This is a genomic window from Bacillus sp. B4EP4a (assembly GCF_006680105.1).
Taxonomy (GTDB): domain Bacteria; phylum Bacillota; class Bacilli; order Bacillales; family DSM-1321; genus Peribacillus; species Peribacillus simplex_E.
The window spans coordinates 1-12,819 of the sequence record NZ_VHIK01000040.1; the positions used below are offsets into that span (position 1 = coordinate 1).

The window sequence follows — 12,819 nt, forward strand, 5'->3', positions numbered from 1 at the left end:
CCGTTTTCGTTTCCATTTCGGCTTCCGTCTTCGTTTCCATTTCGGCTTCCGTCTTCGTTTCCATTTCGGCTTCCGTCTTCGTTTCCGTTGTATTAACGAGAGAATATAATCTTTCTTGCTCCATAATTTGTTTATTGACATCAAATTTTTCTTCAATGACTTTCCGTGCTCTTTCCGTATAGGCGTTCCAAATCTCTGGATGGTCTAAAAAGAATTGTATACCTTTCGCTAACTCAATATCATTTTTTTCTGGAGCTAGGTAACCTGTTCTCTGGTGTTCAATTAATTCAGGGATTCCCGCGTGTTGAGTGGAAACGACAGGTAAACCGCTAGCCATTGCTTCTTTTAAGACATTAGGGATGCCTTCGATATCACCAGTTTTAGCTGTCTGACTTGCAAGACAAAAGATATGAGCTTTTTTTAATTCGTTCGAAACTTGTTTTGAATCCATAGCTCCTCTAAGAATCACAACATCTTTAAGGTTAAATTCTGTAATGACCGATTTAATTTTTTCCTCATCTTCACCTGTTCCAATAATATGCAGTCTAGCCCTTGGATATTGTGAATAAATCCGTTTAAATGCATTTATAAGAGTAACAAATCCTTTTTTGTCTACAAGTCTACCTACAGATAAAACTCTTATTTCGCCTTCTTTAGGAAGAATGGGGGTAGAATAGGCGAAAAGATCTGTTTCGATACCACCATATAACACATGAATTTTTTCATCCGGAATTCCTAAACTTCTTAATCCTTCTGCAAGATATTGGCAAACAGGAAAAAAGTGTGCACCATGTTTAATAAATGATGAATATCGCTTAGCATTTTTTCTGAAAATTTCTGGTCTATCAGAACCATCACGTCCTCTAATGCTAACAATCAATGGGATATTATATTTTTCACATACAGGCAAAATTTCTTGTCCATGTTTTCCGTGATGAGCATGAATGGCTATGATTTCTTGTTCTTTGAAGAAATTTTCTAGATCTTTAATCTTGTTTAAATTATAGTAGTTTTCAAAGGGGAATTCTGTTTGGTTGGTATCGTCGAATGGGCCGATTACGATTGAGCGATAGCTACTTATTTTTACGATTTGATTATATATAAAACGTTGGTGTGTTTTAATGTTTTCACTTACAAAATAAGCAATGGTTTTCATCCTGCCTCAGTCCCTTTAACAAGAAATTCATATTTGCTCTTCTCGCGTCCTGCTAAAACTAATAGCTCTTGATAATTGCCTAATTTTTTTATTTTTCCTTGTTCTCCAATTTGTTTCACTTGCTTGTGAAATTCATGAGGGAACATGGAATCAGCTTTATAAAAAATGTCTTTGTATGGTAGGTCTTCAGAACAAACTTTAAGGTAGTTTTCAAACAGAGGATTTAATTTGAATAGAAGATCTTTTGCAGAATTACGTGTAAGGGACGTCATGAGAAAATCTGATAAATTATACTCTTTAAGAACTTCCAATGGAGTTTTCATATTTTCAGGGTTCAAATTACTTTCTCCTTTTATTAACTTACATATTTTTTGCTTGCATGTAATTTACCTATTTACCTATCTCTTTTTATTTGATTTTAGGCTTTTACTCATTAAATTTTTAATTATATTGATCTGCTGCCTTGTACACTTCAAATCTACTAATATCGAATCTGTCTCCATCAATCGTTTTCCCCATAGACATTTTCTAATTTTCAGCATTTCATTAATGGCATCTGTTATTTGACCTTTCATCACCAACTCCAGGATTTTTTCTAAACAAGAAAAATTAAATGGTTTCAAATGACAGCTAAATTTGAAGGTGGATCGTTTGATGGTTTTCAACGATATTGATAACTTTACCTATACCACTATCTATATTTTTCAATTCATCACACCGTAGTTTGACAACAACTGTTTTTCAACTTCATTTAGACCGAGTACACTTTTTTTATTTTTTTCAAAAACTCTTACTGACTGACCTAATCCAGCCGTCTCTTTTTCAATAATAACTTCATCAGGCAACAATACAGCAAGTGGTTCATTTCCAACAAAGTTTTTCCCTAAGAGGATTGCATCACCAAGCCCACTAGCATAGGGCTGTATAGTGTATTGGATATGAAAATTGGGAATCTTGTTTTTTTCTAATAAATGAGTTTTTTGTTTTTTATCAAGAAATGCTTCAAATTCAAGTGACCGATCAAAATAGTTTGCAATCAGATTTTATGATGGTGAAACGACGATTAATATTTCCTCAATGCCTGACGCCATTGCCTCCTCTACGACATAATGAATAGCAGGCTTAACAACTATCGGAAATAATTCTTTTGGAACAACCTTCGTTACGGGTAAACCCCTCGTTCCATATCCAGCCGCAGGAATAATTGCTTTTTAAATTATCGCAAAACCCCTCCTTTACTTTTTTTGTTTAGTTTGGTAATCGTCTAGCAATGTGAAAATTGAATTTTCTATAGGGTAAAGTAAACCTTTTTATTATTAAATGAACTAGTCCTCTTTATTGTTTGTACTATTGTCTATATGCAAAACAATTATTAATTATTTAAGAATTTGTAAATATTGAATGGCAAAAGTCTATTATAAAAAAAGTAGACATTCCTACGCTAATTGGGAGCCTGATAGTCTTTCCGGAAAATATACCACCCTAAGATGTGTTACAAAATTCAACTATTTATTGCATTTAAACATTCCCTATATCACTCAAATTTAAAATGCTTCAGCTTTAAGTTTCATTGAAAGGATTTAATTGAAGAAGGAGTGAACATTTATTATGATTTGCACATGAACTTATGGTGCGATTGTTATATACCCGAATAATATATACTAATAAAAAAGTGCCCTCTAATTCGGGTTTTTCTATGTCTCTCAATGGTAAATATAAAGAGTCCACCCACTAGCCAAATAAGATAGAACCGCTGTTAAATTATTAAGGTTCCTCCCTGAAACTGAACCGGTAAGCCGAAATAAAACCTGCTCTAAAATGCTTCATTTGAGACAAGTATCCCTTTCGTTAGCGAAGAAAAGCATAGCCGTCGATTCAGCTTCATAGTCGTTAGTTAAATCCTCCCTGGCGATCAAACCAATCATATATTCACTTATCCTGTCCCGAGCCATCAAGAACCTTGTATGGCATTTCCCTTTCCTCCTTCACCTTCTATATTAACTTTGAGGAAAAGTAGCATCCTATAAGTTTTTTTCACAAATATTATTACTCTATTTTTGTTTATATCCAAATAATATTGAGTTGTATACCCTGTTAACGGATTGTATCTGCTCTGACACATCGACTAAGTGCCTTTTATCAGTAAGAAAAGCTTGGACTTGTTTAAAAAGACCAGGTTTGAATTCTGTATCATGATGTTTTATGAGGGATATTTCTTCTATATGAAAGGAATTGTGTTTCATTATATATAATCTTTCGAGCGGTTGAAGAATAAGTTTGTATTGGTCAGTCATTACTTCAATTCCCCACCTACCTGGTGATTTCCAATTCGCGTGATAACTGAACAATACATCATTGTTTGTCATTCCAGAGCCTGTAAAGATAGCCGCATCAGGGTGCCAAGCTAGATGATTTGTGGACAAAGATTGTATTACTTTTGGTTTTCCAGCAATAAAAAATGCTAGATCGATGACATGTGAAGAATTGGCAATTAGCCAATTTTTCTTCACTTCATTTGTATTTTTACTTTTTTCTATTTGCTTGCTAAGTTCTGTAAAATCAAAATGTATAGAGCGAATAGGATTGTCTTCTGTGACATACGAAAGCAACTTGTTAACCGATTCATAAAACCTTCTATTGTACCCAATAAATACTTTTGAATTAAATATTTGAGCTACTGCTTGCAATTCTATTAATTCATCACCACTAACTGCTCCTGGTTTTTCAAGCAGGATTTCTTTAACACCGTTTTGCATAAGCGTAATGGCGACTTCTTTTAAATGTTCTACGGAAACGGCCACGATTGCCCTATCATATGAATGCTTTTCATGCAATATTTGATCTAGATTTCCAAATGAAGCCTCCTTTCCAATTAACTCTTGAAAATGAAGAGCTGTTTCCTCAGATCTTGTGAATACATGAAATGATTGATTCATTTGCTTTAAAACTTTTGCATACTCAGAGCCCATATTCCCTGCGCCTACAAGAAGTATTGGTTTTAAGTGATTGGACATTCTATCACCCTATGACCTAGAACCTTTGAGAAGAAAGTATTTAGATTAATAATCAAGTTTACATGTAGTTTTTTAGATGTCTCATAATCCGGAAGAGAACATTTTCCAAGTAATAATAAATCAGTTACTAAGAGAGAGGTAATCGAACTTTGCTTTGGATAGTTGATAACCTTTTCTATAATTTCATTATTTTGAGTGTCTTCTACCGTGATTTTCTCCAACAAAGGGAATATCGTCCAAATTTCTTCGTTAAATTTATATTTCATGACATACTCAAGACTTGATTGGTTACTTGATGAAATGATCAATGTATCTTCCTTATTCGTACAAGCTGTTAATACTCCCAAAACCTCCAAATATCCCTTTCTTTTACTCTCAACTACATTTTCCAATTTACTCGTTTCAATCTTCAGGTCTAGACAATTTGTCAAAAAGGAAAATAAATCTAATTGGTGAATGCTGTTACAACCAATCCCAAAATTACTATATTCAATATAATAGTTTAAACTAGTTTTGATTTTCTCTTTCAGTTCCATAAATATAGGTAGGGTTCTTAACGGACAGTTCACCCAACAACCTTTTACATTGAATTCCTTAAGAAGAGATGACATTTGATCGTAGTCACTCACTTTTTGGAATAGCACTTTTTCTAAAATCAAATATTTCACTGAAGTAGTTTTTAATATCCTTTCAGCAACTTCCAATCTAACTTTTGAGCTGGTAGCAATGATACATAGATCCATTTGACCTGGAATATCTTTTATAGATTCGAAAAAATAACATGTTTTCTCTATTGGATTAGAATCCTCATAACACCTCTGCACTCGATTTAAAGCTTCTACGTTTGGATCAATTACATAAATCACGAGAGATAAATCTGTCTTGAGCAGTCCTTCGAAATGTCTAAATCCAATATTCCCGCCCCCGATAATGATAACTTTAAACATTTGTCATCTCTCTCCCTCCATTAATGAATGTTTTATCATAATTTCTTCTATTTTACTTTTCGCTAAAATAGGAGCCTGCTCTACAGATATAAGTGTCTTTGATAGAAATTTATTTCCTTTCTTTTTTAAATCATCCACATAACTTTGATCGGTTGTTATTTTTGTTACAGCTTTAATTAAATCTGTCGCATTTTCTATTATTTCTCCAGCCTGAGCTTTTGCTAAGTGAGCATTGAGTTTATTATTGTTTAATCTATAATGATAGGGAATGTTGGGTTGTAGGATGAAAAGTGGCTTGTCTAAAATTGCTGCCTCAATTGCGGTATTGGAGGAAATTGTCATTAAACAATTGATATAATGTAAAAAATCATACAATGGGTAATCACTAGATAGGATTTTCACATTCTTATTTTTACCTGATATTGGGTATTCATAGTGATCTCCCTTATGTTTTTTAATTAATATGGTTAAGGGAAGACTTTCGGGAAATGTTTCTATCCATTTCTCTATCTGACAATTGGTATCTAGAAATGGTTGGGTTGTAAAACCTAGGATTTGATGATTGCTTGGAATGTTCAATTTTTGATAAAACGCTTCTTTTGAACTAACAGGACTTTTTTTTTCATAATAAAATCTTATATTTCCAGTCTCAGTAAGTTTATCCTCTTTAATCTTTCGATCGAAAAACCAGTTTTTTTGATTTTTTCCCCATGCAAAATAATAGTCGGCTCTAGAGGGAATTATGGTCCGATCCCCAATTATATAAAGTGGCATGTCGATAAATGGTATCTGATATTTTTTTGCAAGCATTCCTAGAATTGCACCAAATATACTGGCTTCTGAAGGAATTATTATTACAGATGGTCTGGTATTTAAAATTAACTGATCTAAGATATAAACCCATTTTATAATGTTTAAACATACTTTTAATAACCATTGTTGAAATAGGGGTGTACTAAAATAATGATGAGGCACAGACTTTAAAATCTTTTCTACCTGAGCTTTTAATAGTACTTGATTTTGCTTAACCTCCACGTTATTGACTTTTAAGAGTTCATTCCTAAAAAGATATTTTTCAAACTGTTTTGGGAGATTATTATTTTGCCCTTTATCTTGAACACCAAACAGTGTAACTTCGTATTCTTTCAGTTGATCAACCGCAAAGACATAATAGTCATCCGAAAGTAATATTGCATTCTTATTTTTTTTGATTATAACAGGAGAAATATTTTCAAAAGTTAATAATTTTTGATTGATATCTCCCATTGTCTGAAACCTGCTTTGCATACGAAATTTTTTAATCAGAGCTTGATTTACTCGGTTTCGATCAACAAATGGTTGAATATGCAATTCAAATTGTGCTGCTAAACATTGAGCTAATGGTAGTCCATAAATTTTAACCGAAGAAAAATACTGAAAAAAATCATATATTAAATTATATTTGACTAGATGATAATCATTTATCTCGATTTCACCGTACATTAAAACCACTCCTATGAATAAAGATTATTTATTACAAAAAAATCATATAGCAAAGAATATTTTAGTAGATGATAATCATTTACCTCATTTTCACCGAACATTTAAAAGCCCTCCATAAATTATATTATTTACTCTTTTTTTCTCTTTTTTTCTCCTACTCTGCCAAGGCTTAAATTTATCCTTACTAGGTAAGTATTTGGAATTTAACAAAACTGAAATATATGTTTTATATGGTGCTCAAATTAACGAGCCAAAAGCACTAATACAAACTTGGATGAAGGTTGCCATTAACACCTATTTTCACGCGTGTATTTACAAAAAAACTTGGGATAAGAGTGTTTAATTCTCCCCCAAAAGACTTCACTTTTTAACTCAAAAATCACATCCAAATTCGACAAACACTTTATAAATGCTTTAAAATAATTTCTTCTATTTTTTTTTTTGCTAAAATAGGAGTCTGATCCACAGGTACATGCGCCTCTGCAAGAAATTTATTTCCTTTCCTCTTTAAATCATCTATAAAACTTGGATCAGTCGTTATTTTTGTTACAACCTGTATTAAATCTTTAGCACTTTCTATAACTTCTCCTGCTTTAGCTTGGGCAAAGAAGGCATTGTTTTGATTGTTACTTAATACATAATTATAGGGAATAATAGGTTGAAGGATTAAGAGAGGTTTACCTAATAGTGCAGCTTCAAATGCAGTAGTCGATGCAATAGTCATTAAACCATTTATGTTGTATAAAAAGTCATATAATGGATAATGACTAGATAGGATTCTCACATTGCTTTTTTTGTTTATCAACGGGTATTTGTATTGATCTAGCCTGTGTTTTTTAACTATTATTGTTATCGGAAGATTATTTGGTATTTCTTCTATCCATTTTTCAAGCTTATCATTGGTTTGATGTGGTTGAGTTGTAAAACCTAGAATATAATGATTGCTTGGAATATTGAATTTCCCACAAAATGTTTCTTTAAAGCTAGCAGTATATTTCTGTTCATAATAGAACTTCACATTTCCAGTAACCATAATTTTATCTTCTCTAATCTTTCGCTCCATAAACCACTTTTTTTGATATCCCCCCCACGCAAAATAATAATCGGCTCTCGAAGGAATGATGGACCGGTCTCCAATTGCGGTAATTGGCATAAAGATAATTGGTATTTGGTACTTTTTTGAGAGAAGCCCAAGTATTGAGCCAAAAGGGCTTGCTTCTGAAGGTATGATGATTACAGATGGTCTCGTTTTCAAAATTAACCGATTTAAAATATAAACCCATCTAATAATGCCACCACAGGATTTTGAAACCCATTGGTAAAATGATGGTTTACTGAAGTAATAATGTTGTGGCATACCCTTTAACCTATCATCCACCTGTTTTTTCAGGAGTACTTGTTGTTGTTTAACTTCCTGGTTATTAGTTTTTAAAAATTCCTCCCTAAATAGGTAATTTTCAAAATGATTCGGTAGATTATCATGCAGTTCATTATCGGCAACAGCAAATAATGTGACTTCGTAATCTTTTAGTTGATCAGTCGCGAAAGCATAATAATCGTTCGAGAGGAGTATAGACTTCTGATTTTTTTGAATAGTTACCTGAGATATATTTTCGAAAGCTACAAGTTTTTCATAAACATCCCCCATTGTGTGAAATTTTTGTTGCTTATGCAACTGTTCAATGAGGCTTTGATTTACCCTGTTCTTATCAACGAATGGTTGGATATGGACTAAAAATTGTGCTGCTAAACATTGAGGTAAAGGCAAACCTGAAATTTCAATTGAAGAAAAACTGTTAAAAAAATCATACAGTAAAGAATACTTCACTAGATGATAATCATTCACCTCATTTTCACCGTACATTATAAACCTCCCGCTAATAAGTGAAATTTCTATTCAAATCTCATATCAAAAGGTCAACGTTCCTTATTGATCATTTAATCTCTTTTCTATAAGCATCTCTGCTATTAAAAAGTCCATTTCTTCATCAATATCAACCGCTCTTTCTTTCGGAATAATGATTCCCCCCGGATGGTTACCAAGAAATTGTTCATTTTCTTCATTTATCTCATTTAGATAAAACGCATAAACAGCACCATTAAGTTGGTAAGCTTTCGGAAGCTTTTGTCGTGGCAAAAAGGGATTTGCCTTTTCTATGAAAGTTATGGGACTTGTATCCTCAAAAACCCACGCTCTTATTGGGTTTAATTCAGCTTCTGAAAAAGTCGCAACTGCTCTGTAACCTTGATTATTTTCAATAAGAAGATCTAAACAATCATAAATATCTTCTTTGGAGCGAAGAGGAGAGGTCGGTTGCAAATAGAGCATAATATCATAGATCTCCTTTTGTTCATTTATTACATCAATTGTATGCTTAACTACATCAATCGCCAAAGCGTGATCCCCTGATATATGTTCAGGCCTCTTTATGACATCAGCACCAAAATGTTGGGAAATGATCGAAATATTTATATCATCAGTTGATACGACTACTTTATCGATTTCAGGAATTTCCTTTACTAGGTCAAGGGTCCAAGCGATAAGGGGCTTTTGACAAAGAAGTTTTATATTTTTATAAGGAACGGCTTTGCTTCCTCCTCTTGCTGGTACTAAAGCAATAATTTTTTTGCCTTTATACAATCTTGTTCACCCCCACTTGTTTTATTTATTAAAGCTTTTATTGATTAACATCCATTTATCAATTGTCATTTCTTTTAACACCTTAATAACCTGAGTTTCCGGACATTTTACAGTATCATATGGATTTGAACTAATTCTCTTTTCCGTTTGCAAAACAGTTTTTATTGCTGCGATAATTTGAACCTCATTATAGGGAGTCTCTACTACATTACTCCCCCGTTCTCTTCCCTTTTGCCGATTTCCTATTAAGACATACGGGAGATTAAAAAAGGGCGCTTCTATCAATCCACTACTCGAATTGCCAACCAATACGTTCGCTTGACTTAAAAGAAACAAATAATCCTCTTGCGGTATTGAATGATAAAAAGATGTGGCAGCTTTATTAAAGTGGCAAAATTCCTTTATTTTTTGATTAAAGAAATCCCCTCCAGCGTCACTATTTGCCCCAATAAAGATTAATTGTTCATGACAAAATGGTTTTAATGAACAAAGTAGAGTCTCCACTTGTTTTTCAACAGGGACAGCATCACGGGAATCCGGATGAAAAGCCACTATCAGGAGATTTTTATTAGATTGAATAGAATATTTTTTCCTGAACAACTCATTTTCAGAAATGGACTGATTTTTCACCTGATTAATTTCAGTTTTTCGAAGGCTGCCTATCACGTGTATCCGCCAGTCTTCCTCACCTAATCGGAGTAAGGTCCTGTATGATTTTTCAGTAGAAGCAAAATGAAGATGTGCTAATTTTGTAATCGCATGACGAATTGAATCATCGGCCGATCCACTAATTTCTCCTCCATGAAAATGAACAATCGGGATATTTAAATAATGCGCTGTGATTGCAGCAGCAAGCATTTCTCCTCGATCCCCTAAGACTAATAAAAAGTCAGGGTTCTTCTCCTTTAAAATTTCGGAAAAATATATTATTCCCAACCCCAACGATTGGGACATGGAAGCCTTATTATCTCCTTTCACTAATATGGAAGGAGTTGCTGATATCTTTAGTTGATCTTTTTTAATCTCTTGAATGGTCTCCCCATACTCACTAAACAAATGCATTCCCGTTACGATAAGGGAGAGGTTGAATTCTGAATCCTCCTCCAGTTTAAGCAATAAGGGCCGATAGATTCCATAGTCTGCTCTTGTACCAGTAACACAAAGAACTTCTTTTTTAGTCATTGAAATCAGTCCACGATAAAGGTTCATATTTCTTTTTTGGAACTCTTAAGACTTTCCCGATTACTTTTTCAAATTCATTAGCCTCTATTCCAGCTAACGGGCGAAGAGCGATAAGATCATTTTCTGAAATGACGGTTCCGATGGGGACATTTGATTTTAAATAAAGGCTTCTCCTTACTAAAGGTTTCACTCTTTTTTCATTTTCCGTTAACTGCTTTTGTTCGGAACCAAGGGATAATTCCGTTAATCGTACTAATTGAACCATTTCCTTGAATTCCTTTATATTGATAGAAGCTAAATGATCCGGGCCGGGCAAGGTGTTGTCGAGGGTTATATGCTTTTCGAGAATCCTTGCACCCAAAGCAGTCGCAGCAATAGGAATATGGGTCCCGATTGAGTGGTCAGAGTAGCCGATCACATAAGGATATCTATTTAAGTAATCGCTAATGACTTTTAAATTAATTTGTTGCTCGGGAGTTGGATAACTGGAGGTACAATGGAGAATACTAATTTGCAAGTTTTCTTTTAATGCCCTTAAATAGGCGATGGTTTGGTCAATTTCGGATATTAAAGACATTCCCGTAGAAAGAATAATTGGTTTATCTGTTTCAACAATACGTTTTAAGAGGGGGTAGTTCGTAAGGTCTCCGCTTCCCACTTTAAAAGCGTACATATCCAAATCGTTTAAAAAATCAACACTCTTCAAATCAAAAGGAGTTGCTAAAAAAATAATATTTTTTTTGTCACAGTATTTTTTTAGATTTATGAATTCGGCAGATGATAACTCTAATTTCTTTAACATGTCATACTGGTTTTTTTCCTTCGTCTTTTTTTGATACTCTGCTAAATCCGCTTGTCTTGTTGTCAATTCTTCGGTGTCAAACATTTGAAATTTCACGGCATCTGCACCTGCATCAATGGCTGCATCCACTAATTTTTTAGCCAATTCTAATGACCCATTATGATTTACTCCGATTTCAGCAATAATGAATGTTGGACTGTCACGGTCAATCAATATATGCTTTAATTCTAGTTTCATTGAGTATCCCTCGTTAATATATCTAACAGAGTTGTAATAACATATTTTTGTTCCTTTTCACTTAAATCATTAAAAAACGGAATTGCCAGAGATCGTTTTGCCAACATTTCACAGACTGGAAAATCACCATCATTTGTTTGAAAAAGATCTTTATAAAAAGGTTGTAAATGTATCGATGGGAAATATGGTTTTGACTGAATGCCCTTTTTAAGAAGCTCTTCCACCACTTTATCTCGATTCGTATATTCAGGAAGCAATACAGGATACACAAACCAGCTAATCGTTGCATGTTGATGATTTTTTAAGTACATCACTGGAACTTGGTATTCATTTATGAGCTTATGGTATTGTTCGGCAACCTTTTCTCGTTTTTTTAAGATTTCTGGAAGTCTTTCCATTTGGGCAACTCCTATTGCCGCATGGATATCTGAAAGTCTATAATTGTATCCGAGCCTTTCATGGCTTAACCATTCATTGCTTATGCTTCTACCCTGATTTCGTAGACTGGCTGCCATGTTATATATTTCTTCATCATTCGTAACTAACATTCCTCCCTCACCCGTTGTTATTTGTTTATTAGGGTAAAAGGCAAATACACTTACATCTCCAAAGGTTCCGGCAAGCCTGCCATTCCAGGTAGCCCCTATTGCTTCACAAGCATCCTCAATGATCCTTAAATTATATTTTTTGGCTATTTTAACAATTTCATCCATATTGCAAGGGTGACCGAATATATGGACAACTAAAATGGCTTTTGTTTTATCTGTAATTGCTTTTTCTATTAAACTTTCATGCATAACGGTTGTATCAGGATGAACATCCACGAAAACAGGCTTTACTCCTTCATAGAGTAAACAATTACTTGAAGCCACAAAACTATACGGTGACGTAATAACCTCATCACCTTCCTTTAGTCCCAATGCCTTAACTGCAACATGCAGAGCACTAGTACCACTATTCATTCCTACTGCATAGGAAACGTTTAATAATTCTTGGAATTTCCGCTCAAACTCGATAATTTTGTTCCCTAAACTTAATTCCCCTGTATTCAAAACATCCATTACATATGTCTTTTCTATGTGAGTTATATCAGGCTTAGATAATGGAATTTGCACATACATTCTCCTTTCTATTCTAAATAAGGGCTTATTCTAAAATATTCTTTTTGGATTCAACCTCTAAAAATCACTCAGATCCCGATGGTTTTTATTTAAGGGGCTATTGGCTATGCTTTTACTCTAGTCATTCAACCCTTTATGAGTTTTGTACTTAACGTAACACCGAAGTCTTTTTATTATATTAAGATAAGGAATTTCTGTTCACACCAAAAACCTAGCCTATCAATAAAAGGCGCATCC

General features: G+C 33.7%; 10 protein-coding genes and 1 pseudogene. All 11 read right to left on the reverse strand.

What is annotated here, in order from left to right; translation table 11 throughout:
• Positions 1-1,156 (reverse strand): glycosyltransferase (locus FNK51_RS19615; RefSeq protein ID WP_141994385.1); only part of this gene is annotated, 1,156 nt, incomplete at its 3' end.
• The gene (locus FNK51_RS19620) at positions 1,153-1,494 is read right to left on the reverse strand and encodes a hypothetical protein (RefSeq protein ID WP_141994386.1); all 342 of its coding nucleotides are present in this window, start codon (positions 1,492-1,494) and stop codon (positions 1,153-1,155) included. The genes FNK51_RS19615 and FNK51_RS19620, both read right to left, overlap by 4 nt.
• 103 nt (positions 1,495-1,597) lie before the next feature.
• Positions 1,598-2,361 (reverse strand): annotated as a pseudogene (locus FNK51_RS27580) (sugar phosphate nucleotidyltransferase).
• An 846-nt stretch (positions 2,362-3,207) separates the two neighbouring features.
• Positions 3,208-4,170: a Gfo/Idh/MocA family protein gene (locus tag FNK51_RS19635; protein ID WP_141994387.1), complete on the reverse strand. Its 963-nt coding sequence runs from the start codon at positions 4,168-4,170 to the stop codon at positions 3,208-3,210.
• Entirely contained in the window at positions 4,155-5,117 is a 963-nt protein-coding gene (locus FNK51_RS19640) for a Gfo/Idh/MocA family oxidoreductase (protein WP_141994388.1), read from the reverse strand. Before FNK51_RS19640 ends, FNK51_RS19635 begins: the two co-directional genes overlap by 16 nt.
• A gap of 3 nt (positions 5,118-5,120) precedes the next feature.
• Positions 5,121-6,599 (reverse strand): CDP-glycerol glycerophosphotransferase family protein, encoded by a 1,479-nt coding sequence (locus FNK51_RS19645; protein ID WP_141994389.1) that lies wholly within the window; start codon positions 6,597-6,599, stop codon positions 5,121-5,123.
• Between the two features lie 403 nt (positions 6,600-7,002).
• Complete coding sequence (locus FNK51_RS19650; protein WP_141994390.1) at positions 7,003-8,463, reverse strand: glycosyltransferase family protein; 1,461 nt, start codon at positions 8,461-8,463, stop codon at positions 7,003-7,005.
• A 63-nt stretch (positions 8,464-8,526) separates the two neighbouring features.
• On the reverse strand, positions 8,527-9,240 hold the full coding sequence (locus FNK51_RS19655; RefSeq protein ID WP_098369585.1) for an acylneuraminate cytidylyltransferase family protein: 714 nt from the start codon (positions 9,238-9,240) through the stop codon (positions 8,527-8,529).
• A gap of 21 nt (positions 9,241-9,261) precedes the next feature.
• Positions 9,262-10,422: a UDP-N-acetylglucosamine 2-epimerase gene (gene neuC, locus FNK51_RS19660; RefSeq protein ID WP_141994391.1), complete on the reverse strand. Its 1,161-nt coding sequence runs from the start codon at positions 10,420-10,422 to the stop codon at positions 9,262-9,264.
• Complete coding sequence (neuB, locus tag FNK51_RS19665) at positions 10,415-11,461, reverse strand: N-acetylneuraminate synthase (protein ID WP_141994392.1); 1,047 nt, start codon at positions 11,459-11,461, stop codon at positions 10,415-10,417. The genes neuC and neuB overlap by 8 nt, the downstream gene beginning before the upstream one ends.
• Positions 11,458-12,576, reverse strand: a complete 1,119-nt coding sequence (locus FNK51_RS19670; protein WP_141994393.1) for a DegT/DnrJ/EryC1/StrS family aminotransferase — start codon at positions 12,574-12,576, stop codon at positions 11,458-11,460. The genes neuB and FNK51_RS19670 overlap by 4 nt, the downstream gene beginning before the upstream one ends.
• Positions 12,577-12,819: the final 243 nt, after the last annotated feature.

Bases quoted from the DNA above. Each gene is read 5' to 3' on its own strand.
- FNK51_RS19635 (WP_141994387.1), bottom strand. From the start codon at position 4,170: ATGTCCAATCACTTAAAACCAATACTTCTTGTAGGCGCAGGGAATATG.
- FNK51_RS19640 (WP_141994388.1), bottom strand. From the start codon at position 5,117: ATGTTTAAAGTTATCATTATCGGGGGCGGGAATATTGGATTTAGACAT.
- FNK51_RS19645 (WP_141994389.1), bottom strand. From the start codon at position 6,599: ATGTACGGTGAAATCGAGATAAATGATTATCATCTAGTCAAATATAAT.
- FNK51_RS19650 (WP_141994390.1), bottom strand. From the start codon at position 8,463: ATGTACGGTGAAAATGAGGTGAATGATTATCATCTAGTGAAGTATTCT.
- neuC (WP_141994391.1), bottom strand. From the start codon at position 10,422: ATGACTAAAAAAGAAGTTCTTTGTGTTACTGGTACAAGAGCAGACTAT.
- neuB (WP_141994392.1), bottom strand. From the start codon at position 11,461: ATGAAACTAGAATTAAAGCATATATTGATTGACCGTGACAGTCCAACA.